The following is a 24,800-nucleotide window of genomic DNA, read 5'->3' as shown; positions in this document are numbered from 1 at the left end:
CCCCCTGCAACGGGCCGCGCGCCGGCCCGCGTGGTCGTGAGCCGGCTCACGCGGCGGCCCGGTGCGCGGGCCGCGCCTGGGCGTCCGGGTTCGGGCGGCGTCGGGAGAACAGTGAGATCAGCACCGGGACGATCACGAGGATCAGGTTCGGCGCCAGGATGATGCCGCCCACCACCACGAGCGCCAGCGGCTTCTGCACCTGCGAGCCGATGCCGGTGGAGACCGCGGCCGGCAGCAGGCCGACGCAGGCCGCCACGCAGGTCATCATCACCGGGCGCATGCGGACCACGGCGGCGTGCCAGACCGCCTCCTGCCGCTTCCAGCCCTCGTCGAGCAGCTGGTTGTAGTAGGCGAGCAGGATCACGCCCTCCATGGTCGAGATCCCGAACAGCGCGATGAAGCCGATCGCCGCCGAGATCGAGAACGGCGTGCCGGTCAGCGCCAGGGCGAAAATGCCGCCGATCATCGCCATCGGGATGACCGACAGGGTCAGCAGCATGTCGGCCACCGATGAGAAGTTGATGTAGAGGAGCAGCGCGATCAGCAGCAGCGTGATCGGCACCACGAGGCTGAGGCGGGCGGCCGCCTCCTTCAGGTTGGTGAACTGGCCGACCCATTCCAGCCGGTAGCCTGGCGGGAGGTCGACCGCGTCGGCGACCTTGCGCTGGGCCTCGAGCACGGCGCTGCCGAGGTCGCGGCCGCGCACCGAGAACTTCACCGGGATGTAGCGCTGCTGGTCCTCGCGGTAGATGAACGAGGCGCCGGAGACGAGGTCGACGTCGGCGATCTCGGAGAGCGGCACCTGGATCACGCCGCCGTTGGGGTTCTGGGCGCCGACCGCGATGTTGCGGATGCCGGCGAGCGAGGAGCGGTACTCCTTGGCGAGCCGCACCCGCATCGGGAAGTGCCGGTCCGAGCCGTACTCGTAGAGGTCGCCCGCGGTCTGGCCGCCGATCGCCGCCTGGATCGTGGTGTTCACGTCGCCGATCGAGAGGCCGTAGCGGGCGGCCTTGTGGCGGTCGACGTCGATCCGCACCGTCGGCTGGCCGAGGGATTCGAACACCGACAGGTCGGTGACGCCGGGGACGGTGGCGAGCGCGGCCTTGACGGCGTTGGCGGTCTTGGTGAGCTGCGCGAGGTCGTTGCCGTAGATCTTGACCGAGTTCTCGCCCTTCACGCCCGAGGCGGCCTCCTGGACGTTGTCCTCGATATACTGTGAGAAGTTGAACTCGATACCGGGGAATTCTGCCTCCAGCTTCTTGCTGAGGTCCTGGATCAGCGTCTCCTTGTCGAGGCCCTTGCGCCACTGGTCGATGGGCTTGAGCGGCGCTAGGATCTCGACGTTGAAGAATCCCGTGGCGTCGGTGCCGTCGTTCGGGCGGCCCTGGTGCGACAGGACGGTGGTGACCTCCGGGACCTCCTGGAAGATCTTGCGCATGCGCTGGACGTAGGCGTTGCCGGCCTCCAGCGAGATCGAGGACGGCATCGTCCCGCGCACGTAGAGGTTGCCCTCCTCGAGACGCGGCAGGAATTCGAGGCCGAGGTTGCGGGCCGTGAGGCCCGAGACCAGCAGAACCGCCAGCATCACGGCGACCGCCAGGATCCGGTTGCGCAGGCCGAAGCGCAGGGCCGCCTCGTGGCCGACGCGCAGCACCCGCACGATCAGGGTGTCGCGCTCCTCGAGCTTCTTCGGCAGCATGAGGGCCGAGAGCGCGGGCGAGACGGTGAAGGTCGCCAGCAGGCCGCCGAGCAGCGCGTACGCGTAGGTCTTGGCCATCGGGCCGAAGATGTGGCCCTCGACGCCGGTCATCGTGAACAGCGGCAGGAAGCCGACGATGATGATCGTCGCCGAGAAGAAGATCGCCCGGTTCACCTCGCGCCCGGCGATCGCGATCGTGCCGAGCCGCCCGGTGAGGCCGTCGGGCGGATCCTCGCCCTTCACGTGATCGGGCTCGGCGATGTGGCGGAAGACGTTCTCCACCATGATCACGGTCGCGTCGACGATCAGGCCGAAATCGATCGCGCCGAGCGACAGCAGGTTGGCCGAGTCGCCGCGCACCACCAGGATCAGGATCGCGAAGCCGAGCGCGAACGGGATCGTGGCCGCCACGATGATCGCGCTCGTGAGCGAGCCGAGGAACAGCCACTGCACCACGAAGACCAGCACCACGCCGAAAACGAGGTTGTGCATCACCGTGTGGGTGGTGGTGTGGATCAGGCCCGAGCGGTCGTAGATCCGCTCGATCTTCACGTCGGGCGGCAGGATCGTGGAGCTGTTGATCTTGTCGATCTCGGCCTCGACCCGCTCCAGCGTCGGCAGGCTCTTGCCGCCGCGGGTCATGAGCACGATGCCCTCGACGATGTCGGGCTGGTTGTCGTGGCCGACGATGCCGAGGCGCGGGGCGTTCGACACGCGCACCTCCGCCACGTCTCGCACCAGCACCGGGGTGCCGTTGACGAGGCTGATCATCGTGTCGCGAATGTCGTCCATGTCGCGGATCAGGCCGATGCCGCGCACCACCGCCGATTGCTGCCCGACGTTCAGCGTCTGGCCGCCGACGTTGATCGAGGCGTTGTTCAGTGCGTTGGTCAGCTGCACCAGGGTCAGGCCCTGGGCCTGGAGGCGATTCAGGTCGACCGCGACCTCGTACTCCTTCGCCTTCCCGCCGAAGGCCGTGACGTCGACGACGCCGGGGATCGCCTTGAACCGGCGCTGCAGCACCCAGTCCTGCAAGGTCTTCATGTCCATGGGCGAGTAGCCCGCCGGGCCGACGAGCTTGTAGCGCATGATCTCGCCCACCGGGCTCGTCGGCGAGATCTGCGGCGTGGCGCCGTTGGGCAGGGTCGGCGCCTGCGACAGGCGGTTGAGCACCCGCTGCAGCGCCTGCTCGTACGTGTACTCGTAGTTGAACTGGACCTTCACGTCCGAGAGGCCGAACAGCGAGATCGTCCGGACCACCTGGGCGTTCGGGATGCCGGCGAGCGCCACCTCCAGGGGGATGGTGATGTAGCGCTCGATCTCGTCGGCCGACTGGCCCGGATTCTGGGTGATCACGTCGACGAGCGGCGGGACCGGATCCGGGTAGGCCTCGATGTTGAGCTGCGTGTAGGCGCCGTAGCCGACGCCGAGCATCACGACGAACAGCAGCACCACCAGCACGCGCTGGCGCAGCGAGAAGGCGATCAGGGCGTTCATCGGATCCCCGCTCAGGACGCCTTGTCGCCGGTGGCCGCCCGGTCGATGAACAGGGCCCCGCGCGTGACGACCTGCTCGCCCGCGCTCAGGCCCTGGACGACCTGGGCGTTGTCGCCGTTGATCAGGCCGAGCTTGATGTCGCGCGCCTCCACGGCGCCGTCGGGCCGCGCCACCCAGACGTGGGTGCGGTCGCCCTCGTACACGATGGCGGCCACCGGCACGCTCGGGCTCGGCTCACCCTTGCCGGTGATGATCGTGTAGGTGGCGAACATCTCCGGGCGCAGCACCCGGTCCGGGTTGTCGACCTCGCTGCGCACCGCGAGGCGCCGCGTCGCCGGGTCGAGGCTGGAGGCCATGTAGTTCACCCGGGCCTTGAACACCCGCGCGCCGAAGCCCGCCACCTTCGCCTCGACCTCCTGGCCGATGCGGATCTTGGGGATCTCGCTCTCGCGGACGTTGGCCACGAGCCAGACCGTCGACAGGTCGCCGATCACGAAGACCGGGTCGCTGGAGGCCGAGAGGTACTGTCCGATGCCGACCTTGCGCTGGACGATCGTGCCGGCGATCGGCGCCCGGATCTGCGTCTCGGCGCTCATCGTGCCGTTCTTCTCGAAGGCGGCGATCTCGGCGTCGGTCTTGCCCAGCAGGCGCAGGCGGCTCCGCACCGCGTCGAGGGCGCCCTCGGCGGTCTTCAGGTCGCTCTGGGCGGCGATGACGTCGTTCTGGGCCGACTGGTAGTCCTTCAGTGCCGTCGCGCGGGCCTGGAACAGCTCCTGCTGGCGCTGCGCGATGGTCTGGTCGAGCTTCAGGAGCGCCTGCTGCTTCTGGAGGTTGTTCACGGCCGCCTGATAGTCGTTCTGCGCCTGGACCATGTCGGTGGCCTCGAGCGTCAGCAGCACGTCGCCGGCCTTCACGTCGTCGCCGGCGCGGACCAGGACCTTCGTCACCCGGCCGGCATAGGGCGAGACCACCGGGACGTTGTCGTCCTCGTTGAGGGCGATCCGTCCCTCGGCCGAGCCCTCGGGCCGGAATACGAGGTTGGCGACCGGCAGGATCTCGAAGGCGGCCCGCTGTTCCTTGGAGGGCCGGAACACCCGCTCCACCGGGCCGGCCTTCTCCACGTCGATGCCCGGGTCGGGGTTGCCCGGGGCGAACAGCCCGGTCACGGCCGCGACGAGGTGCGCGGCGGCCTCGCGGGTCCGGTCGGGAAACGCGATGGCGGCGCCCAGGGCGGCCGCGAGCAGGACGGCGGCGATCAGCAGGCCGGGCCATCGGCGCCCGCGCGCGGGGCCGGCGACGGCCTCGTCCTGGTCCAGCGGATTTCGGGCGTCCATGCGGATGATCTTCTAGGTCCGGACCGAGAGTCCGGGCTGGGTGACGAGAGTACGATACGTGCCCGGACGACGCCTACATCAATGCGGTCGCTGGTGCTTTTCTATGGCGCGCCGCGGGAAGATTCGGGCGGTACGGCGTGCCTAGAGCAAAGCTTGTCCGACAGGCAATCGATCCGGCGCCCCGGTCGCGAAACCGTGTGGCCCCGTCTTCCTTTGACGGGATTTGTTACAATATGACAACGCTCGCGGGTCCAGGCCCGCGCGATCCCGCACCCGTCACCGAAGAAGCCGTCATGTCCGATACGAGCAACGCTTCCGCCCCGGCCGCTCCCGGTTCCGCCTCCGGCAAGATCCCGGTCACCGTGCTCACCGGCTACCTCGGCGCGGGCAAGACCACGCTCCTCAACCGGATCCTCACCGAGAACCACGGCAAGCGCTACGCCGTGATCGTCAACGAGTTCGGCGAGATCGGCATCGACAACGACCTCGTCGTCGGCGCGGACGAGGAGGTGTTCGAGATGAACAACGGCTGCGTCTGCTGCACGGTGCGCGGCGACCTGATCCGGATCATGGACGGGCTGGTGAAGCGCCGGGGCAAGTTCGACGCGATCATCGTCGAGACGACCGGCCTCGCCGACCCGGCCCCCGTGGCGCAGACCTTCTTCGTCGACCAGGATGTCGGCGAGGCCGCCCGCCTCGACGCCGTGGTGACGGTGGCCGACGCCAAGTGGCTGTCCGACCGCCTGAAGGACGCGCCGGAGGCGAAGAACCAGATCGCCTTCGCGGACGTGATCCTGCTCAACAAGAGCGACCTCGTGTCCCCGGCCGACCTCGACCGCGTCGAGGCCGAGATCCGCACGATCAACCCGCTGGCCAAGCTCCACCGCACGCAGAAATGCGCCGTGCCCCTCGACGCGGTCCTCGAGCGCAACGCCTTCGACCTCGACCGCATCCTCGACGTCGAGCCCGACTTCCTCGAGGCGGGGCACCACCACCATCACGATTCCGACATCCGCTCGATCTCGGCCAAGATCGAGGGCGCGGTCGACCCGGACAAGTTCATGCCGTGGATCTCGAACCTCACCCAGTCGCAGGGTCCGGACATCCTGCGGTGCAAGGGGATCGTGGCCTTCCCCGACGAGCCGAAGCGCTTCGTCTTCCAGGGCGTGCACATGATCCTCGACGGCGACGTGCAGGGGGACTGGGGCCAGGACGAGGAGCGGATCTCCCGGGTGGTCTTCATCGGCCGCAACCTCGATCCGGCGGCGATCAAGGAGGGCTTCGAGGCCTGCCGCGCCTGAACGGGCGCCGCCTCCCCGGCGCCCCGCGCCGGGAAGGCGATTCTCAACGTTTCCGTGGCATCACGGACGGCGCGGGCCCGCGTAACCGGCCCGCGGAGCCCGCGTATCCATGGCCCACACCGCAGCGCCCGCAGGCCCGGTCCCGTCCGGGTCGGCGGGCGGAATCCCGCTCATCGCGGCCGTCGAGGGGCTGGCCAAGGCGCTGTTCGCGGCGTTCGTCTTCTTCGCCTGCTTCGCCTTCTCGGAGACCTCGCCCTACGACGCGGTCGCGATCCCCACGATCCTGCTCTGGCTCTGCCTCGGCGTCCGGCTGCACCGCGGGGCGGTGCCCCTGGTGGCGCTCCTGCTCCTCTACCTCGCGGGCATCGTCACCGCGCTGCTGCCCTACCTGAACGAGGAGTTCCCGGTCACCTGGACGGTGCAGCTGGTCTATCTCTCGATCACCTGCATCTTCTTCGCGATGTTCTTCGCGGACGACACCCACGCCCGGATGGAGCTGGCGCTCAAGGCCTACACGGCGAGCTGCGTGTTCTCGGCGGCTCTGGGCATCGTCGGCTACCTGCAATGGCTCGGGATCGAGGACCTGTTCTACAAGTACGACCGGGCCTCGGGCACGTTCCAGGACCCGAACGTCTTCGGCTCGTTCCTGACGCTCGGCGCGCTCTACCTGATGCACGGCCTGCTCACCGGCTCCACGCGCCGGCCGCTCGTGTCGCTCGCCGGCCTGCTGATCATCGTGGCCGGCATCTTCCTGTCGTTCTCGCGCGGGTCCTGGGGCGGGAGCGCCGTCGCGGTGCTGCTGATGGTGGGATCGGTCTACGCCGGCAGCGACTCCCCGCGCCTGCGCCGCCGCATCGTGCTCCTGACCCTGGCGACCATCGTTCTCGGCACCGTCGCGGTGATCGGGCTGCTCTCGGTCGACCACGTCCACAAGATGTTCGAGACCCGGGCGGCCCTGACCCAGGACTACGACCAGGGCGAGACCGGCCGCTTCGGCAACCAGATCCGCGGCTTCGCCATGCTGCTGGAGCGGCCGTTCGGGATGGGGCCGATGCACTGGCGGCTGATCTTCGGGCTCGAACCGCACAATTCCTACATCGGCTCCTTCGCCAACGGCGGCTGGCTCGGCGGGGCCGTGTTCATCGGCCTCGTGGTGGCGACCGGCCTCGTCGGCTTCCGGCTCCTGGCGCAGCCGTCGCCGGTCCGGGCGCACGCCCAGATCGTCTGGCCGGCGCTGCTGATGTTCTTCCTGCAGGCCGTCCAGATCGACATCGAGAAGTGGCGCCACGTCTACATGATGCTGGGCATGGTCTGGGCGCTGGAGGCCGCGCGGTTGCGCATGGGCACGCGGCCGCAGGCGGGCGCGCTTGAAACGCGGCGCTAGGCGCGGCATCGCTCGGTCGCGGCCGATCGGCACCCGGAGACGGTACGTGAGCACACAGCCGGAGAACGAGCGCGACCGGCTCGCGGCCCTCGAGGCCCTCGCGATCCTCGGGACACCGCCGGAACCGCATTTCGAGGCCGTCTGCCGGACCGCCCGGCGCCTGTTCGGCGTGCGCAGCGCGTTCGTGGCCTTCCTGGGCGACACGCACCAGTGGCTGAAGACGCCCTGTGCCGGGGTGCCGACCACGATGCGGCGGGACGAGAGCTTCTGCCAGCACACGATCCGCAGCGACGCCCTCGTGGTCGTCCCCGACGCGCGGCTCGACGCGCGCTTCCGCGACCTGCCCGTGGCCGCCGCGCCGGACGGGATCCGGTTCTACGCGGGCATCGCCCTGAGCCTCCAGCCGGGCCTGCCGGTCGGAACCCTCTGCCTCGCCGATCCCGAGCCCCGCTCCGACTTCTCGCCCGAGGATGCGGCCGCCTTCCGCGACCTCGCCGAAATCGTCGTGGCGCATCTGCGCCTCACGGAGGCCAACGCGCGGCGCGACCGGGAGATCGCGCAGGCGGCGATCCGCGAGGCGCTGATCCGCGAGCAGCACCAGGAGATCAACGCTCGGGCCCGCGCCCAAGAGGCGGCGAACCACCAGCTCACCATGGCCGAGCAACTCGCCAGCGTCGGGAACTGGCGCGTGGATCTCGCGGACGGGCAGCCGGTCTGGTCGGCGAGCCTCTACGCCATCGCGGGCCGCGACCCGGCGACCCCGCCGCCGCATCTCGACGCCTTCTCGCAGATCTACCATCCCGACGACCGCGCCCGGCTCGAGGCGATCGTCGCCGACGCGATCGCCCGCGGGGTCCGGTTCGATTTCGAGGCCCGGCTGCTGCGGCCGGACGGCGCGCTGCGCGACGTGGTCGTGCGCGGCATGGCCCGGGGGGAGGGGGCGGGCGCCGGCCTGTTCGGCGTCCTGATCGACGTGACCGAGCGCCGGCGCGCCGAGGACGAGGTTCGCCGCAGCGAGCTGCGCTACCGGGGCCTCGCCGAGGCGCTGCCGCTCCTGGTCTGGACCATGCGGGTCGGGGACGGTCAGGCGACCTACGCCAACGCGCAGTTCCAGTCCTATTACGGGCCGATCGGGCCCGAGCGCGCGGAGCGCCTCGTCCGGAACCACCCCGAGGATGCCGCCGCCATGGAGGCAGCCTGGATCCGGGCGGTCGAGACCGGCACCGGCTACAGCGGCCAGTGGCGGATCCGGCGCCAGGACGGCGTCTACCGGTGGCACAAGCTCTCCCTGATCCCGATCCGCCTCGACCCGGCGGACGGCGCGGTGGCGGAGTGGCTCGGGACCGCCCTCGACGTCGACGACATCGTCACGGCGCGGCTCGCCGTCGAGGAGGCGAGCGGCCTGCTCGACATCGCCCTCGACGCCGCGGAGGCCGGCACCTGGGACTGGGACATGCGCACGGGGCTCGCCGTCCTCAGCCCGGAGAGCGCGCGGATGCACGGCCTGCCGGAGACCGGCGGCGCCCACACGATCTCGGCCTCCGCGTGGACGGCGCTGATCGATCCGGACGACGTCTCCGATGTCTGGAACGAGATCCGGCGGGCGGTCGAGTCCGGCACCCCCTACGCGGCCGAGTTCCGGGTCGGCGCGCGCTGGCTCTACGCGCGGGGCCGGACGCTCGGCGGCACCGACGGGCAGCCCCAGCGGATGGTCGGCCTCCACCTCGACATCACCGAGCGCAAGGCGGTCGAGGCGGCCCTGCGCACCGCCACGCGCGACGCCGAGGCGGCCCGCACCGAGGCGGAGCGCGCGAGCGCGGCCAAGAGCGAGTTCCTGGCCGCCATGAGCCACGAGATCCGCACCCCGCTGAACGGCATCCTGGGCTATGCCGAGCTGCTCCTCGACGGCGACGCGATCCAGAACGAGGACCGGCGGCGCCTCGAGCTGATCCAGAGTTCCGGCGCGGCCCTGCTCACGGTCGTCAACGACATCCTCGACTTCTCGAAGATCGAGGCTGGCGAGCTGACCCTCGATCCGGTCACCTTCCCGCTGGCCTCGACCGTCGACAGCACGGTCTCGATCGTGCGGGGCAGCGCGCTCCGCAGCGGCCTCGCCATCGAGGCCCGGATCGACCCGGCCCTGCCGACCTTCGTGGTCGGCGATGCCGGGCGCCTGCGACAGGTGCTGCTCAACCTGCTGAACAACGCCGTGAAGTTCACGCCCGAGGGCTCGGTCACGGTGACCGCGGAGCGGGAGAGCGACGGCGTCGCCCCCGACGGGCGCCCCGGCGACGCGGTCCGGTTCTCCGTGGTCGATACCGGCATCGGCATCGCGCCGGCGCAGCAGGACCGGCTGTTCAAGCGGTTCAGCCAGGTCGACGGCTCGATCAGCCGGCGCTTCGGCGGCACCGGCCTCGGCCTCGCGATCTCCCGGCACCTCGTGTCGCTGATGGGCGGCGAGATCGGGGTCGAGAGCCGCGAGGGGGCGGGCTCGACCTTCTGGTTCCGGCTGGTGCTGCCCCGCGGCGAGCGGGACACCGCGGCCCCGGGCGCCGCGGCCGACGCGGGTGGGCCGTCGCGGCCGCCCCCGGCCGCGGCTCCGGCGGCCGGCGAGGTCCCGGGCGCGCCGCTGCGGCTGCTCCTCGTCGAGGACGTGCCGCTCAACCAGGAACTCGCCTGCGCGGTGCTCGAATCCCAGGGCTACGCGGTGGACGTGGCCGGGGACGGCGCCGAGGCGATCACGGCGGTCGGGTCGTCGGTCGCGGCCGGCCGGGCCTACGATCTCGTGCTGATGGACGTCCAGATGCCCCGCGTCGACGGGCTCACGGCCACGCGCCGCATCCGCGCCCTCGCGCCGCCCGCCTGCGACATCCCGATCGTCGCCATGACCGCCAACGTCCTGCCGTCGCAGATCGAGGAGCTGCGCGAGGCCGGGATGGACGACCATGTCGGCAAGCCGTTCCGGCGGGCCGACCTCTTCGCCACGATCAGCCGCTGGACGGCGCCGGGCGCGCGGCGGCCGGCGCGGGCCGAGGTGCCGCGCCGCCTGCCGCAGGTCGATTCGGCCGTGCTCGACGCGGCGGTCCTGACCGAGATGGAGGCGAGCTTCGGCACCGATCGCGTCGGGGCGCTGCTCGATCTCCTGGCGAACGAGCTGTCCGAGCGGTTCCGGCCGAGCGAGACCGACCGCCTGCAGATCGCCCACGACGCGCACGCCCTGGTGGCGGCGGCCGGGCTGCTGGGCTTCGTCGGCCTGTCGAGCCTGTGCCGGGAGGTCGAGGCCGCCGCCCACGCGGGCGCCGACCTGATGCCGCTGATCCGGCGCCTGGAGATCCAGCGGGCGACCGCGCTCCGCGCCATCCGGCAGCTGCGCGCGGCGTGAGTCCGCGCGCGGGTATCGAGGACCCTTTCCGTCATCGCGGGCGGAGCGAAGTGACCCAGGGTCGGCGCGCCGCCGGTGAGCGCCGCGTTGCCCTGGATCGCCTACTCCGCTCGCCGAGACGGCGGCCCCGGAGCCGTCAGTCGGGAAGAGAATCCCCCGGCTCCTCCGGCAGCGGGTCGCCGGTCCAGGTCGTCGCGAAGGCGGCGAGCTCCCGCGCGTCGGCGAAGGCCGCCACGGTGACCTCGCGCGCGGCCGGCTCCGCCCCCGGATAGGGGGCGAGCAGGACGCGCACCCGGGCGAGCCGGCCGCTCGGCGCCTTCTCGGCGATCCAGGCCTGCGCCTCCGGCGTGAACCGCTCCGGGCCGTCCAGGGCCCGGGCGTCGGTGCGCAGCACGACCACGTAGGTGCCGAGGCTCGGATCGGCCTCCTGCACCGCCTTGACGATGTCGATCACGGGTTCTCCGCGAAGTCGTTGATCTGCACCTGGGCCTGCGCCGCGGTGAAGTTCGGGATGTCGGCGAAGATCTCCTCGCCGTGGGCGGCGACGGCCTTCTTGAAGGCGTCGACCGACTCGAAGGTCAGGAGGGCCATCACCTGGAACGGGGCGGCGCCGCCGTCCGGCGTGCCGGCGCCCTTGACGACCTTCGCGTCGTGGAGGCCGAGGGACGACCAGCGCTCGCGCACCAGCGGCATGTGGTGGCCGAGGTAGTAGCCCATGTCGAAGCTCGGGCCGGCCGGGTACATCACGCTTACCAGGATCATGGCGTTTCCTTCCTGTGTGGCGCCCGGTCGATCCGGGCGCCCGTCCTCGGGTCGTACGGCGACGGTCAGTGCAGCTTCACCCGCGGCTCGGTGCGCCGGGTCAGCGCGCGGGCCAGGGTGTCGAGGGCGGTCTTGGCCGTGCCGTGCAGCGCCCGCTCGTGCATCTTGTAGAGCGAGCGGTACATCATCCGGGCGAACAGACCGGCGATGAGCATGTTCTTGCCGCGCACGAACCCCATCAGGCTGCCCACGGTCGAGTACTCGCCCAGCGAGACCAGCGAGCCGAAATCCTTGTACCGGAACGGCTTCAGCGGCTTGCCGTCGATCTTGGCCGGGATCTGGGCGATCAGGTGGCTCGCCTGCTGGTGGGCCGCCTGCGCGCGGGGCGGCACCGGCGTGTCGGAGCCGGCCTCGACCAGGTAGGCGCAGTCGCCGATGGCGAAGATGTCGGGGTCGCGGGTGGTCTGCAGCGTCGGCGTCACCACCAGCTGGTTGGTCCGCGTCGTCTCCAGGCCGCCGATGCCCTGCAGGAAGGGCGGCGCCTTCACGCCCGCCGCCCAGACGACCAGCTCGGACGGGATGAAGGTGCCGTCGGCGAGCTGCACGCCGTCCGCGCGGACCTCGGTGACCCGCGCCTTCACGCGCACGTCGACGCCGATCTTGCTGAGCAGCTGCATCACCTCCGCCGAGAGGCGCTGCGGCACCGCCGGCAGGATCCGGTCGGCGGCCTCGACCAGGGTGATGCGGATGTCCTTGCCCGGGTCGATCTTGTCGAGCCCGGTCGAGACGACGTGGCGCAGGGTCCGGTGGAGCTCGGCGGCGAGTTCCGTCCCGGTCGCGCCCGCGCCGATCACCGTGACGTGGAGCTGGCCGGGCCGGACCGGGCCGGCCTGCGTGTGCGCGCGCAGCGAGGCGTTCACGAGGCGCTGGTGGAAGCGCACCGCCTGGTCCTGGGTGTCGAGGGCGATGGCGTGCTCGGCGACGCCCGGCGTGCCGAAATCGTTGGTGGTGGAGCCCACCGCCATCACCAGCGTGTCGTAGGGGACGGCGCGCTCGGGCGTGATCTCGCGCCCTTCCGCGTCGTGGCTCGCGGCGAGCTGGATCGTGCGCGCCTCCCGGTCGAGCCCGGTCATCCGCCCGATCCGGTAGCGGAAGCCGTGCATGTGGGCGTGGTGCAGGTAATCCACCGCGTGGTGGCCGACGTCGAGGCTGCCGGCCGCCACCTCGTGGAGCAGCGGCTTCCAGATATGCGTCCGGGCGCGGTCCACGAGGGTGACGTGCGCGCGCTTGCCGCGCCCGAGCTTGTCGCCGAGCTTCGTGACCAGCTGCAGTCCGGCTGCGCCGCCGCCGACCACCACGACGCGATGAAGGCCCGACTCGTTCTCGACGGATGCCATCGACACTCTTTCTCCCCCCGGACCGGGATCAGTCGCCGGCCTCCTTACACGGCCTGGGTTGCCGAATACCACATCGCCGGCCGCGACCCCCGGTCACGAGTGCGACGTCGCGCACCGGACGGGCGGCGCGCGGAGCCCGGTCACGCCGGCGGGGCGCCCGGCTGGCGCAGCGGATGCGCCTCCGCGACCGCCGGCAGGGCGAGGCAGGCCTCGGCGATTCGCGCGACCGTCGGGTAGGCCGCCGTGTCGATGCCGAAGATGCCCGTCCCGACCCAGAGGCTGACGAGGCAGAGGTCGGCGTGGCTCACCGAATCGCCCTGGCAGAACCGGCCCGTCCCCGGCTCGGTGGCGAGGCGCGTCTCCAGGGTCCGGAGGCCGGTCTCGAAGGCGTTGCGCAGGAAATCCAGCATGCGCTCCCGGGGCAGGCCGTAATGCTTCATCAGGAAGGTGCGCACCCGGGGCACGTAGAGCGGGTGGGTGTCGCACGCGACCACCTGCGCCAGCGAGCGGGCGCGGGCCCGCGCCCGGGGCTCCTCGGGCAGGAGGCGGACGCCGCCGCGCGTCTCCTCCAAGTAGTCGAGGATCGCCAGCGACTGGGTGAGCGGCGGCCCGTCGCCGTCGAACAGCGCCGGCACCGCGCCCTGCGGGTTGATCTTCCGGAACGCCGGCTCGTGCTGGTCGCCGGCGTCGAGGTCGATGAAGGTCTCCTCGTAGGCGATGCCCTTCAGCTTCAGGGCGATCCGCACCCGGAAGGCCGCGGCCGAGCGCCAGTTGCCGTACATGTGCATGGGTCAGCGGTCTCCGACGGGGTCGAGCGAGCACAGCCGACTTCGCCGCGGCCCGCAAGGGGGCTGCGCGCGCGGCGGCCCGGGGGCGACAAGCAGTCCCGCCGGGCCCATATCGGTCTCCCGCCCCGGAGAGCCCGCACGATGGCCGATCAGACCGACGCCCGCCGCTTCATCCCCCTGAACATCGCGGTCCTGACCGTCTCCGACACCCGCCGCCCGGAGGACGACCGCTCGGGCGACACCCTGACCCAGCGCCTCACCGAGGCGGGGCACATCCTGGCGGCCCGGTCGATCGTCCCGGACGAGGTCCCGGCGATCCGCGCGCGGGTGGAGGCGTGGCTGCGCGACCCCGGCGTCGACGTGGTGATCACCACCGGCGGGACCGGCTTCACCGGCCGCGACGTCACCCCCGAGGCGCTGGAGCCGCTGTTCGAGAAGCGCATGGACGGCTTCTCGGCCGTGTTCCACCGGATCTCGTACGACAAGATCGGCACCTCGACCCTGCAATCCCGCGCCACCGCGGGGGTCGCGCGGGCGACCTACGTGTTCGTGCTGCCGGGCTCGCCCGGCGCCTGCCGCGACGCCTGGGACGGGATCCTGGCCCAGCAGCTCGACTACCGGCACCGGCCCTGCAACTTCGTGGAGATCATGCCGCGCCTCGACGAGCACCTGCGGCGCGGCGCGAGCCTCACGGTGTGAGGCCGCGCGCTACGCGAGGTTCCCCTCCTTGCGGCGCAGGACCGAGTGCTTGCGGCCGTAGAAGAAGTACACGACGAGGCCGAGCGCCATCCAGATCACCAGCCGCAGCCACGTGTCGAGGGGCAGGCCGATCATCAGGAGCAGGCAGGACAGGATGCCGAGGATCGGCACGACCGGCACGGCGGGCGCCCGGAACGGCCGCTTCATGGTGCGCTCGGCCCGCCGCAGGTAGAGGACCGAGCCGCAGACGAGGATGAAGGCCGCGAGGGTGCCGATGCTCACCATCTCGCCGAGGATGTGGATCGGCACCAGCGCCGCCACCACGGCGACCGCGGCGCCGATCATCGCCTGGCTGCGATACGGCGTCTGGTAGGTCGGGTGGACGTGGGAGAACATCTTCGGCAGCAGGCCGTCCTGCGCCATGGTGAAGAAGATCCGGCTCTGGCCGTAGAGCAGGACGAGGATCACCGTCGTCAGCCCGGTCAGCGCCCCGAGCTTGATCAGGAGGCTGAACCAGCCGATGCCGATCACGTCGACGCCCTTGGCGATCGGGTCCGGGACGTTGAGGTCCTTGTAGGGCACGAGACCGGTGAGCACGGCGGCGACGAGCACGTACAGGATCGTGCAGACCGCGAGCGAGCCCAGGATGCCGATGGGCATGTCCTTCTGGGGCTTGCGCGCCTCCTGGGCGGCGGTCGAGACCGCGTCGAAGCCGATGAAGGCGAAGAACACCACGCCCGCGCCGCGCAGAACGCCGCTGTAGCCGAAATGGCCGAAGGTCCCGTCGTTGTCCGGGATGAGCGGGCTCCAGTTCGCGGCGTTCACGTGGCCCCAGCCCAGGGCGATGAAGGCGACCACGACGGTGAGCTTCACCGCGACCATGATGTTGTTGAAGAGCGCCGATTCCTTCGTGCCCCGCATCAGCAGGATCGTGATCAGCGCCACGATCAGGACCGCCGGCAGGTTCAGCAGCGCGGTCCCGCCGCCCTCGATCGGCGTGCCCGGCGCGTTGGCGAACTGCGCCGGGATCACGATGCCGACGCTCTTCAGGATGCTGGTCACGTAGCCCGACCAGCCGACCGCCACGGTGGCGGCGCCCATGGCGTATTCGAGGATCAGGTCCCAGCCGATCAGCCACGCGAAGAACTCGCCGAGCGTCGCGTAGGTGTAGGTGTAGCTCGATCCGGCGACCGGGATCAGCGCGGCCATCTCCGAGTAGCAGAGGCCGACGAAGGCGCAGGCGATGCCGCCGAGCACGAAGGACAGCATGATCCCCGGCCCGGCATACTGGGCCGCGGCCGTGCCGGTCAGGACGAAGATGCCGGCGCCGATGATCGCCCCGATGCCCATCGCGGTGATCGAGAGGGCGCCCAGCGACTTCGAGAGCTGTTGCTCGCCCTCGCCGCTCTCGACGATGTCCTCGACCGACTTGCGCCCCATCAGGCCCGACGAATCCATTGCACCATCCTTCCAGATCGGGGTGGCTCAGCGCGTCGACATGTCCGGAGACGGCGACGATCCTGCCGCGCTTCCAGAGTTGTAGAGGCGGATCGACCGACAACAACGTGAGCGGGCGCAAGATTCTTCCGGAGCAAGATTCTCCCGAGCAAGATCTTTCCGGTCAGGCGCGCTCGATCCGAGCGATCAGCGGCCTGACCTTGAGGCGACCCGTGAACGCGCCCTCGGCACGCAGGGCCTCGCGCCGGACGACGTCGCCGGCCCGGGCCTGCCGGGCGCCGACGACGGTCTCCGCCCGTCTGACGAGCCGGCCGAGCCAACGCCCGGCCGGGCGGTGCAGGCGGCCGAGCGCCGTCTCCGGCCGCGCGGTCCCGACGAAGCGGTCGAGGGTGCGGATCCAGCCCTCGGCCGGGACGTCGCCGGCCTCCAGGCACAGGATCCAGTCCCGCCGGGCCGCGGCGGCGCCCGCCGCGTAGGGATTGCCGCCCCGGTGCAGCACGAGGGTCGCGCCCGTGGCCTCCGCGACGGCCGCCACGGCCTCGCTCTCGCGGCCCGCGACGATCACCGCGTCGCCGACGAGGCCGCCGGCCACGCCGGAGACGAGCACGCTGAGCGTGTCGGCCAGGCGATCGATCGCGTCCGGATCGGCCGGTTCGGCCAGATAGGTCACGGCGGAGAGCATGAGCGCGCGCATAGACGATTCTGCGGCGCCGTAAACTGCCCCGCGGCCCGCGCGCCGACGCGTCGCCGTTCGGACGGGCTGCAGAACCGCATTTGCCTGAAAAAAAGGCGCCCGTCGCCATCGCGTTCGCTCTATGTTCTTATATGGATGCGTGAGGGAGGCGAGTCGTCATGGGGGGCACGCGCGACGGGACCGCCTCCGGGGCCGCGCCGCGACTCGGGCCGAGCGTCGCGGAACCGGCCGCCCGGCGGGGGCGCGGCGCGACGGCCAACCCGACGGGCCGATACGAATCCGCCCGGCGCGAGGCGTTCCATGACGAGACCTGGACGGCGGAAGCTCCGGCACCCCTGCGCACGGAGGTCACGCCAGAGCGGTCCGCCCGGATCATCGCGCGCAACAGCTCGCCCGACATCCCGTTCGACCGGTCGATCAACCCGTACCGGGGCTGCGAGCACGGCTGCATCTACTGCTACGCGCGCCCGACCCATGCCTGGCTCGGCCTGTCGCCGGGGCTCGACTTCGAGTCGCGGATCTTCACCAAGCCGGACGCCGCCCGGCTCCTCGCCCGCGAGATCGCCGCGCCGGGCTACCGGCCCGACACGATCGCCCTCGGCACCGCCACGGATCCCTACCAGCCGGTCGAGCGGGAGCACCGGCTCACCCGCGCGGTTCTGGAGGTGCTGCGGGAGGCCCGCCACCCCGTCAGCATCACCACCAAGTCGGACCTCGTGCTGCGCGACCTCGACCTCCTGGCAGAGATGGCGGCGGAGAACCTCGTGCTGGCGGCGATCTCGCTGCCGACGCTGGATCCGGACCTCGCCCGCCGCCTCGACCCGCGGGCGCCGCGGCCGGGCAAGCGGCTCGCGGCGATGCGGGGCCTGAGCGCGGCGGGCGTGCCCGTCATGGTCAACGTCTCGCCGATCATCCCCGGCCTGACGGACCACGAGATCGAATCGATCCTGGCCGAGGCGCGCGCGCGCGGGGCGAGCCGGATCGGCCACGCGCTGCTGCGCCTCCCGGGCGAAGTCGCGGACCTCGTGGCGGACTGGTTCACCGAGCATTATCCCGAACGCAGGGCGCGGGCCTTCGCACTCCTGCGGGAAGCCCGGGGCGGGCGCGAGAACGACCCGCGCTTCGGCCACCGCTTCCGCGGGGAGGGCGCCTACGCGGCGATGATCGGCCAGCGGGTCCGGCTCGCCGGCACGCGTCTCGGTTTCGCCTTCGGGCGCATCGCGCTGAATCGCGACGCCTTCCGGAAGCCCGGCGCGCAGCTGGCGCTGTTCTGACACGCGACCGACGCGGCGGCGCGCGCGAGGCGGCGGACCTGTCCCACAGTACGGTTCAGCGAAAATTCCAGTCATTTTGGCCGGAAGCGGCGTAAAAATACATTTCCAAAGATAGAAAACGACTCAAATGTTGCTCCCAAAGTGGATTTTTAGATGTCTAAGGCGTGAGTAAAATCGCAGAACGTAAGATTGACATCTGTGCCATTGTGGTTCAAATGCCTGAGATCGCGAGGGTTACTGCGAGATTTTGACCAAGTTTGATTGAGTTATCGAATTTCAGTTCTATATTGAGGGTCGTTCTGTGCGTAAGAGCGCGATTTTGTCCGGCGTCCGTGTCCGCAGATCCCGCCAATGGACGCTGTGCGCCGTGATCCGGTCGCGGGCGAGCCTCGCGCCGCGGCCCTGCTCGGTTCTGCCGGTCGCGACTGCCGTCCTTCCTTGAGACGGTAGCGTGTCGGGGTTTCGACCTTCGATGCCGACCGGGCGAACTCCCGGACTCGCCGCGCCCTCGCCGCGCCCTTCGAGCGAACCGGGCCGGCGCCGCGTCGGGGTGCCTGTCGCGTCGCTCAGCCTTTCCGTCGACCGAGGCCGACCGGCCGCCCTGCTCGAACCGGGCAGCCCGGCGGCGGGCCGCGCGCCTCGACGCACCGCGAAGAGAGATCCCGACCCTCATGCTGCGTCTTCCGCGTCCGTCCATCGGCACGATCCTGTGCGCGATCCTGTTCTCACTCAGCGCCATGCTGCTGGCCGCGGGCGCCCGGACGGCGCTGGAGGCCGGGGCGCAGGAGCGGGAGAGCCGCCGCGTCGTCGCGCTCACGGAAGGCAGCCGTATCCTCCTCGAGATCCTGCTCGCCGTGCGCCTCGAGCGGGGGCGGACCCTGCAGGCGCTGATCGCCGCGGACAGGATCCCGCCCGCCGACGCGGCCCTGATCGCCCGACAGCGCGCGACCCGGATCGACCGGCTGGCGGCGCTCCTGAGCCTGGTGCGCGCGATCGACACCGCCGCGGTGGCGAAGACGGTCGATCCGCTCCGACGGGCGCACGAGGCCGTCACCGGCCTGACGTCGCGGATCGACGCGGCCCTCGCGGTCCCGGTCGCGGAGCGCGAGGCCGCGACCGCGGAGGTCGCCGCGACCGCCTTCCGGGATCTGCTCGACGCCCTCACGGCGACCAGCGGGGCCGTCGACGTCACGATCCCGCGCCGGGACGCGGCGCTGGCCCGCGCCCTGGACATCAAGCGCGCCGCCTGGATCACGCGGGTCGCGATCGGCGGCAACGTGGCGCGGGCCGAGACGGCCGTGACGCGGGGCACGGGCTGGTCCGAGGAGGAGCGCCTCGCGGAGGCCGAGGAGCGCGGCCGCGTCGCGGCGAGCTGGGCGAATCTCGTCGATCACATGGACGACACGCTGCCGCGGGCGGTCCAGGACGCCTTCGTGAGGGCGGGCGCCAGCAACTTCGAGGGTGAGGTCGCGGCGCGGCGGCAGGCCTTGCGGGCGGCCCTGAGCCGGGGCCAGCCGCCGGGCGTCGCGATCCAGGACCTGCGCGACCGCAACACGCGGGAGGTCAACACTATCGCCGACCTCGCCGAGGCGGCGCTGAACGCGATGGTCGCCCGCGCGCAGGCACTCTTCGCTGAGGCGGGGGCGACGCTGCTGCACACCGGCCTGTTCCTGGCCGCATCGGTGCTGCTCGCCGGTGCCGGCGCCGTCGTCGTCGTCCGCCGCGTGCTCGGGCCGCTCCGGGCCATGATCCAGGCGATGCGGGCGCTCGCCTCCGGCGACGTCGCCGTGGAGATCCCGGCCCGCGGGCGGCGGGACGAGATCGGCGCGATGGCGGCGGCCGTGGAGGTCTTCCGGGACAACCTCGTCCGCACCCGCGCCCTGGAGGCAGAGGCGGACGAGGCGGCGCGCGCCGCGGAGGCGCAGCGCCGGACCATGACGCACACGATGGCGCAGACCTTCGAGGCGGCGGTGGCCGGCATCGTCGGGCAGGTCTCCGCCGCCGCGGCCGAACTGCAGACCACGGCCTGGGAGATGACCACCACAGCCCAGGAGACGGCCAGCCAGTCCGATACCGTGGCCGCGGCCGCCGAGGAGGCGTCCGCCGGCGTCAGGACGGTGGCCGCCGCGGTGGAGGAACTCGGCACCTCCGTCCAGGAGATCGGGCGGCAGGTCCAGGGCTCGTCCGAGCTGGCCCGGAGCGCGGTCGGCGAGGCCGACCAGACGGCCGCCCTGGTGGCGGCGCTGAACGCGTCCGTCGCCCGGGTCGACGCCGTCGTCGAGCTGATCGCCCGCATCGCCGCGCAGACGAACCTGCTGGCGCTCAACGCCACGATCGAGGCGGCGCGGGCCGGCGAGGCCGGGCGCGGCTTCGCGGTCGTCGCAACCGAGGTCAAGGACCTGGCCGCCCAGACCGGTCGGGCCACCGACGAGGTCGGCCGGCAGATCGGCGAGATCCGGGCCGTGACCGGTCAGGCGGTGCGGGCGATCGGGACGATCACCGGCCGGATCGGGGAGATCGACGCCGTGGCCGCCGCCATCGCGGCCGCGGTGGAGCAGCAGGGGGCGGCGACGCAGGAGATCGTCCGCAATGTCGCCCAGGCCAATGCCGGCACGCAGGAGGTCACCGGCAACATCGCCGGCGTGGCGCAGGCGGCCGACCGAACCGGCCACGCGGCCGACCACGTGCTGACGGCCGCCACCGCGCTCACGCGTCAGTCGGAGGAACTCGCCGCGGAGGTCGAGCGCTTCCTCACCGGCGTCCGGGCCGCGTGACCCGTCGCCCGGCTCAGTCGAAGCCGCGGGTGAAGCTGAGCCGGTGGTGGGGGCTGCGCCCGAGCTGCGTCAGGCCGGCGCGGTGGACGGCCGTCCCGTAGCCGACGTTGCGCTCCCAGCCGTAGCCGGGATGGCGCCGGGCGAGCCGCCGCATCAGCTGGTCCCGGAGCACCTTGGCGACGATCGACGCGGCGGCGATCTGGGGCACCAAGTGGTCGCCGCCGACGACGGCGCGGCCGGGCAAGCCCGGCAGAGCGTCGCGCCCGTCGACCAGCACGGGCGCGGCGAGGCCGAGCCGCGCCACCGCCCGCGCCATGGCGTCGAGGGTCGCGCCGCGGATGTTGATCCGGTCGATCAGGGCGCGCGACCCCGCCGCCACCGCGACCCGCGCGTGGGCGCGGATCAGGGGGGCCAGCCGGTCGCGCACGGGCTCGGGGACGCGCTTGCTGTCGTCGAGGGCCGCGAGCAGGTCGGCCGGGATCGCCGCCGGATCGAACCAGACCGCGGCCACCACCACGGGTCCGCAGAGCGCGCCGCGCCCGACCTCGTCGCAGCCGATCGCCGCCGGATAGGCGGCGGCCCGGGCGGGATCGAACGGCCCGGCGACCGGGGGCCGGGCTCTGGCGGACCCGGCCGGTCCGGCGGGCGATCCGGCTGGCGGCTTGGCGGGTGGCTTGGCGGGCGGCATCGCGCCCTCCTGCCATTCCGCGCGGACGCCGTCACGCGTCAGGCGGCGTCGCGGGTGCTCCGGGCGCCCCCATGCGCCTCGACGATGTTACCGAAGAACTGCCGCGCGCTCACGTCCCAGCCGCGGCGCAGGGCCTCGGCCCGGCACTCGGCGCGCGACAGGCGCAGGGCCGCCAGCGCGGCGACCCGCAGGTCCGGGTCGAGCACGCCGACCCGCGTGCCGCCGACGACGTCGTTCGGACCCGGCACCGGGAAGGCCGCCACCGGGAGGCCGCTGGCCAGGGCCTCCAGGAGCACGATGCCGAACGTGTCGGTGAGGCTCGGGAAGACGAAGACGTCGCAGGCCGCGTAGACCGCCGAGAGGTCCGCGCCGGTGCGGGTGCCGAGGAAGTGCGCCGCCGGCGCGAGCGCCTGCAGCCGCGCGCGGTCCGGGCCGTCGCCGACCACCACCTTGGTGCCGGGCAGGTCGAGGGCGAGGAAGGCCGCGACGTTCTTCTCCACCGCCAGCCGCCCGACGTAGAGGAACAGCGGCCCCGGCAGGCCGGCGAGTTCCGCCGGCACGGGCGTCCCGGGCTCGGCCGGCCGGAACCGCTCCGTGTCCACGCCCCGGGTCCAGCGCATCAGCCGGCCGAAACCCCGCGCCGCGAGCTCGCCCTGGAGCGAGGCGGTGCTGACCATCGTCCCGCGGGCGGCGCCGTGGAACCGGCGCAGGTACGCGTAGGACCACGCCTCCGGCACCGGGGCGCGGGCGGCGAGGTATTCCGGGAAGCGCGTGTGGTAGCTCGTCGTGAAGGGCAGGTCGTGCGCGAGGCAGTGCCGGCGCGCCGCGAGGCCGACCGGCCCCTCCGTGGCGATGTGCACGTGGCTCGGCCGCTCGGCCCGCCAGCGCGCCGCCACCCGCTCGCGCCCGGCATAGGCGAGGCGGATCTCCGGGTAGCCCGGCAGCGGCAGCGAGCGGAAATCCGCGACGGACAGCAGCGTCGTGGCGAAGCCGTGCTCGGGCGCGCGCCGGACCATCTGCTCGAGGGAGCGCACGACGCCGTTCACCTGGGGGTGCCACGCGTCGCTGGCGATCAGGAGCTTCACGGCGGCGCCCTCACGCCACCGCGCGCCGGCCCGGCAGGGGCTGCGGCACGACCTCGGCCTCCCGCGCCCGCAGGAGGCTCGGGTAGTGCAACACCTCGATGCGGCCGTCGTAGTGCTCCACGAGCCCGGTGCAGGATTCCACCCAGTCGCCGGTGTTGAGGTAGCGCAGGTCGCCGATCGGCCGGTCCGCGGCGTGGTGGATGTGGCCGCAGATCACCCCGTCGGCGCCCTGGCGGCGGGCCTCCTCGGCCAGGATCGTCTCGAAGCGGCCGATGAAGCTCACCGCGTTCTTCACGCGCAGCTTCGCCCAGGCCGACAGCGACCAGTAGGACAGGCCGAGCCGCCGCCGCACCTTGTTGATCAGCGTGTTGAGGGAGAGCGCCAGCGTGTAGGCGCCGTCGCCCAGATGGGCGAGCCACGGCGAGTGGCGCACGACCATGTCGAACTGGTCGCCGTGGATGACGAGGTAGCGCTTGCCGTCTGCCGCCTCGTGGATCGCGGTCTCGGCGAGTTCGATGCCGCCGAAGCTCGTGCCCACGTAGTCGCGCAGGAACTCGTCGTGGTTGCCAGGCAGGTAGACGATCCGCGCGCCCTTGCGGACCTTGCGCAGGAGCTTCTGCACCACGTCGTTGTGCTCCTGCGGCCAGTACCAGCCCGAGCGCAGCTGCCAGCCGTCCACGATGTCGCCGACGAGGTAGATCGTGTCGGCGTCGTAGTCCTTCAGGAACGACAGCAGCAGGCCGGCCTGGCAGCCGCGCGTGCCGAGATGCAGGTCGGACAGGAACAGCGTCCGCACGCGGACCGGCATCTCCTCAACCTCGGCCACGGCACCCTCTCCCGGCGGCTGAACGGTGCCGGGATCCAGAGCGCGATCCGATCTCAGTTTGATGACGCGGGTTCCGACGGGGCGGAAAGACTTCGGTGTGCGGTGCCGCGAAGCCTCTCAACCGGAGCGTAGCTTCGTTGCGTCGCACAAAAAATTTTTTTGGCAAGTTCCGGAAGTTTTTCCGGTTTTCCTTTCGAGCTTCACCGCCTCATAATACCAAGAACCGGCCGCTCGGCACGAGCACGGCCGGACCTTGACAGGAAGGCGGCGAGGACGGCCCTGGAGCCGTTGGACGGGACGGCAATTCGGAGGCGACCGGCGCGCGGGGGCGCGCCGCGACGCGAGCGGCGTGAGGCCGCCTGCCGCTCCGCGGAGACCCCCCGATCACGGCAGAGGATGGCGTTCGAGGGGGTGCGGCGCGAGCCGCTCTCGACGGCGCCGGACCGACTCCCTGAGGACGCTTGGACAACCCGGTGCGGGTTCACGCCCGCGCGCAATGGACTTTTCGGAGGAAACATCATGGCCGCAACCCGGCGCCCCGGTCGCAACCACCTCTTCATCCCGGGCCCCACCAACATCCCGGAGCGCGTCCTGCGCGCCATGCACGTGCCGTCGGAGGATCACCGCTCGCCGAGCTTCCCCGAGCTGGTGAAGCCGCTCCTGCAGGACTCCAAGATGGTGTTCGGCTCGACCGCCGGGACGGTCATCCTGTTCCCGTCCTCGGGCACCGGCATCTGGGAATCGGCCCTGTCCAACACCCTCTGCCGCGGCGACACGGTGCTGACCTCGCGCTACGGCCAGTTCAGCCACCTCTGGGTCGACATGGCCCAGCGCCTCGGCCTCGACGTGGTCGTCCAGGAGGAGGAGTGGGGCACCGGCGCCGATCCGCAGAAGATCGAGGAGGCCCTGCGCGCCGACAAGGACCATAAGATCAAGGCCGTCATGGTCGTCCACAACGAGACCGCCACCGGCGTCACCAGCGACATCGGCGCTGTGCGGAAGGCGATCGACGCCGCCGGGCACCCGGCTCTGCTGTTCGTGGACGGCATCTCGTCGATCGGCTCTCTGCCGTTCGAGATGGACGCGTGGAAGGTCGACTGCGCCATCGCGGGCTCGCAGAAGGGCTTCATGCTGCCGGCCGGCCTCGGCCTGATCTGCATCAGCCCGAAGGCGCTCAAGATCGCCGAGAGCGGCACCGGCCGCAACGACCGGCTCGGCCACGCCTACTTCGCCTGGAAGGACCAGCTGGCCGCCAACGCCACCGGCTACTTCCCCTACACCCCCGTCCTGCCGCTGCTCTACGGCCTGCGCGAGGCCCTGGCGGTCGTGAAGGAAGAGGGGCTGGAGAACGTCTACCACCGCCACCACGTCCTCGCCGAGGCGACCCGCCAGGCGGTCGCGGCCTGGGGCCTCAAGCCCTGCGCCAAGGAGCCCAAGTGGAACTCCGACACGGTCACGGCGATCGTGGTGCCGGAGGGCGCCGACGCCGCCAAGGTGATCACCCACGCCTACGAGCGCTACAACCTCTCGCTGGGCGCCGGCCTGTCCAAAGTCGCCGGCAAGGTGTTCCGCATCGGTCACCTGGGCGACCTGAACGAGCTGTCGCTGCTGGGTGCCATCGCGGGCGCCGAGATGGCCATGATCGATTGCGGCATCAAGGTCACGCCGGGCTCGGGCGTCGCCGCGGCCTCCAGCTACCTGCGCGAGAATCCGCTGCATAAGGCGTGATCTGCGCACGCGATCGGGGCGGGACCGGGT

The 24,800-nt window shown here is 71.6% G+C and carries 18 protein-coding genes; 7 read left to right on the top strand and 11 right to left on the bottom strand.

Going from position 1 to position 24,800, the window contains the following annotated elements; all coding sequences use genetic code 11:
- Window positions 1-46 precede the first annotated feature (46 nt).
- Both H288_RS0111180 and H288_RS0111175 read right to left on the bottom strand, forming a co-directional pair.
- On the bottom strand, window positions 47-3,196 hold the full coding sequence (locus H288_RS0111180) for a CusA/CzcA family heavy metal efflux RND transporter (RefSeq protein WP_020092674.1): 3,150 nt from the start codon (window positions 3,194-3,196) through the stop codon (window positions 47-49).
- Window positions 3,197-3,207: 11 nt separating this feature from the next.
- Entirely contained in the window at window positions 3,208-4,530 is a 1,323-nt protein-coding gene (locus H288_RS0111175) for an efflux RND transporter periplasmic adaptor subunit (protein ID WP_020092673.1), read from the bottom strand.
- Window positions 4,531-4,823: 293 nt separating this feature from the next.
- Here H288_RS0111175 and H288_RS0111170 point away from each other — a divergent pair, with 293 nt between their 5' ends.
- From H288_RS0111170 to H288_RS0111160, 3 genes are all read left to right on the top strand, one after another.
- Window positions 4,824-5,831 carry a GTP-binding protein gene (locus tag H288_RS0111170; RefSeq protein WP_020092672.1) on the top strand — a complete coding sequence of 336 codons (1,008 nt, stop codon included), beginning with the start codon at window positions 4,824-4,826 and terminating at the stop codon, window positions 5,829-5,831.
- A 109-nt stretch (window positions 5,832-5,940) separates the two neighbouring features.
- Complete coding sequence (locus H288_RS0111165; RefSeq protein ID WP_020092671.1) at window positions 5,941-7,215, top strand: O-antigen ligase family protein; 1,275 nt, start codon at window positions 5,941-5,943, stop codon at window positions 7,213-7,215.
- 46 nt (window positions 7,216-7,261) lie between these two features.
- On the top strand, window positions 7,262-10,597 hold the full coding sequence (locus H288_RS0111160; protein WP_020092670.1) for a GAF domain-containing hybrid sensor histidine kinase/response regulator: 3,336 nt from the start codon (window positions 7,262-7,264) through the stop codon (window positions 10,595-10,597).
- Window positions 10,598-10,733: 136 nt separating this feature from the next.
- Here H288_RS0111160 and H288_RS0111155 read toward each other — a convergent pair whose 3' ends face one another.
- The 4 genes from H288_RS0111155 to maiA form a co-directional block, all read right to left on the bottom strand.
- Window positions 10,734-11,051, bottom strand: a complete 318-nt coding sequence (locus tag H288_RS0111155; RefSeq protein WP_020092669.1) for a hypothetical protein — start codon at window positions 11,049-11,051, stop codon at window positions 10,734-10,736.
- Window positions 11,048-11,359, bottom strand: coding sequence for an EthD family reductase (locus tag H288_RS0111150; protein WP_020092668.1), 312 nt, complete (start codon window positions 11,357-11,359; stop codon window positions 11,048-11,050). The genes H288_RS0111155 and H288_RS0111150 overlap by 4 nt, the downstream gene beginning before the upstream one ends.
- Before the next feature lie 65 nt (window positions 11,360-11,424).
- Window positions 11,425-12,756, bottom strand: coding sequence for an NAD(P)/FAD-dependent oxidoreductase (locus tag H288_RS0111145; protein WP_020092667.1), 1,332 nt, complete (start codon window positions 12,754-12,756; stop codon window positions 11,425-11,427).
- A gap of 140 nt (window positions 12,757-12,896) precedes the next feature.
- Entirely contained in the window at window positions 12,897-13,544 is a 648-nt protein-coding gene (maiA, locus tag H288_RS0111140) for a maleylacetoacetate isomerase (RefSeq protein WP_020092666.1), read from the bottom strand.
- Window positions 13,545-13,685: 141 nt separating this feature from the next.
- On the opposite strand from maiA, the gene moaB reads away from it, so the two are divergent.
- On the top strand, window positions 13,686-14,243 hold the full coding sequence (moaB, locus tag H288_RS0111135; RefSeq protein WP_020092665.1) for a molybdenum cofactor biosynthesis protein B: 558 nt from the start codon (window positions 13,686-13,688) through the stop codon (window positions 14,241-14,243).
- A gap of 9 nt (window positions 14,244-14,252) precedes the next feature.
- Here the strand turns inward: moaB and H288_RS0111130 are convergent, their stop codons facing one another.
- Together H288_RS0111130 and H288_RS0111125 are read right to left on the bottom strand one after the other, a co-directional pair.
- Window positions 14,253-15,701, bottom strand: a complete 1,449-nt coding sequence (locus tag H288_RS0111130) for an amino acid permease (RefSeq protein ID WP_020092664.1) — start codon at window positions 15,699-15,701, stop codon at window positions 14,253-14,255.
- Window positions 15,702-15,864: 163 nt separating this feature from the next.
- Window positions 15,865-16,395, bottom strand: coding sequence for a hypothetical protein (locus H288_RS0111125; protein WP_020092663.1), 531 nt, complete (start codon window positions 16,393-16,395; stop codon window positions 15,865-15,867).
- A gap of 158 nt (window positions 16,396-16,553) precedes the next feature.
- Here H288_RS0111125 and H288_RS0111120 point away from each other — a divergent pair, with 158 nt between their 5' ends.
- Complete coding sequence (locus tag H288_RS0111120; RefSeq protein ID WP_020092662.1) at window positions 16,554-17,669, top strand: PA0069 family radical SAM protein; 1,116 nt, start codon at window positions 16,554-16,556, stop codon at window positions 17,667-17,669.
- 671 nt (window positions 17,670-18,340) lie between these two features.
- Window positions 18,341-20,443, top strand: a complete 2,103-nt coding sequence (locus tag H288_RS0111115) for a HAMP domain-containing methyl-accepting chemotaxis protein (protein WP_020092661.1) — start codon at window positions 18,341-18,343, stop codon at window positions 20,441-20,443.
- 13 nt (window positions 20,444-20,456) lie between these two features.
- On the opposite strand, the gene H288_RS0111110 is transcribed toward H288_RS0111115, so the two are convergent.
- From H288_RS0111110 to H288_RS0111100, 3 genes are read right to left on the bottom strand one after another with little or no spacing between them, the layout of a single operon-like run.
- Window positions 20,457-21,131 carry a ribonuclease HII gene (locus H288_RS0111110; RefSeq protein ID WP_020092660.1) on the bottom strand — a complete coding sequence of 225 codons (675 nt, stop codon included), beginning with the start codon at window positions 21,129-21,131 and terminating at the stop codon, window positions 20,457-20,459.
- A 38-nt stretch (window positions 21,132-21,169) separates the two neighbouring features.
- Window positions 21,170-22,216: a glycosyltransferase family 1 protein gene (locus H288_RS0111105; protein WP_020092659.1), complete on the bottom strand. Its 1,047-nt coding sequence runs from the start codon at window positions 22,214-22,216 to the stop codon at window positions 21,170-21,172.
- A 10-nt stretch (window positions 22,217-22,226) separates the two neighbouring features.
- The gene (locus tag H288_RS0111100) at window positions 22,227-23,042 is read right to left on the bottom strand and encodes a UDP-2,3-diacylglucosamine diphosphatase (RefSeq protein WP_020092658.1); all 816 of its coding nucleotides are present in this window, start codon (window positions 23,040-23,042) and stop codon (window positions 22,227-22,229) included.
- A 519-nt stretch (window positions 23,043-23,561) separates the two neighbouring features.
- On the opposite strand from H288_RS0111100, the gene H288_RS0111095 reads away from it, so the two are divergent.
- A complete protein-coding gene (locus tag H288_RS0111095; protein ID WP_020092657.1) occupies window positions 23,562-24,770 on the top strand; it encodes an aminotransferase class V-fold PLP-dependent enzyme in 1,209 nt (402 codons plus the stop codon).
- Window positions 24,771-24,800 lie beyond the last annotated feature (30 nt).

It is taken from the genome of Methylobacterium sp. 285MFTsu5.1, assembly GCF_000383455.1.
Classification (GTDB): domain Bacteria; phylum Pseudomonadota; class Alphaproteobacteria; order Rhizobiales; family Beijerinckiaceae; genus Methylobacterium.
Note: the sequence above shows the minus strand (reverse complement) of the source record. Positions and strands in the feature narration are given on the sequence as shown.

Excerpts from the sequence above, each read along its gene's own strand:
- H288_RS0111115 (WP_020092661.1), top strand. The coding sequence starts at position 18,341 with ATGCTGCGTCTTCCGCGTCCGTCCATCGGCACGATCCTGTGCGCGATC.
- H288_RS0111170 (WP_020092672.1), top strand. The coding sequence starts at position 4,824 with ATGTCCGATACGAGCAACGCTTCCGCCCCGGCCGCTCCCGGTTCCGCC.
- H288_RS0111180 (WP_020092674.1), bottom strand. The coding sequence starts at position 3,196 with ATGAACGCCCTGATCGCCTTCTCGCTGCGCCAGCGCGTGCTGGTGGTG.
- H288_RS0111130 (WP_020092664.1), bottom strand. The coding sequence starts at position 15,701 with ATGGATTCGTCGGGCCTGATGGGGCGCAAGTCGGTCGAGGACATCGTC.
- H288_RS0111150 (WP_020092668.1), bottom strand. The coding sequence starts at position 11,359 with ATGATCCTGGTAAGCGTGATGTACCCGGCCGGCCCGAGCTTCGACATG.
- H288_RS0111095 (WP_020092657.1), top strand. The coding sequence starts at position 23,562 with ATGGCCGCAACCCGGCGCCCCGGTCGCAACCACCTCTTCATCCCGGGC.
- H288_RS0111125 (WP_020092663.1), bottom strand. The coding sequence starts at position 16,395 with ATGCGCGCGCTCATGCTCTCCGCCGTGACCTATCTGGCCGAACCGGCC.
- maiA (WP_020092666.1), bottom strand. The coding sequence starts at position 13,544 with ATGCACATGTACGGCAACTGGCGCTCGGCCGCGGCCTTCCGGGTGCGG.
- H288_RS0111145 (WP_020092667.1), bottom strand. The coding sequence starts at position 12,756 with ATGGCATCCGTCGAGAACGAGTCGGGCCTTCATCGCGTCGTGGTGGTC.
- H288_RS0111165 (WP_020092671.1), top strand. The coding sequence starts at position 5,941 with ATGGCCCACACCGCAGCGCCCGCAGGCCCGGTCCCGTCCGGGTCGGCG.
- moaB (WP_020092665.1), top strand. The coding sequence starts at position 13,686 with ATGGCCGATCAGACCGACGCCCGCCGCTTCATCCCCCTGAACATCGCG.
- H288_RS0111110 (WP_020092660.1), bottom strand. The coding sequence starts at position 21,131 with ATGCCGCCCGCCAAGCCACCCGCCAAGCCGCCAGCCGGATCGCCCGCC.
- H288_RS0111120 (WP_020092662.1), top strand. The coding sequence starts at position 16,554 with ATGGGGGGCACGCGCGACGGGACCGCCTCCGGGGCCGCGCCGCGACTC.
- H288_RS0111175 (WP_020092673.1), bottom strand. The coding sequence starts at position 4,530 with ATGGACGCCCGAAATCCGCTGGACCAGGACGAGGCCGTCGCCGGCCCC.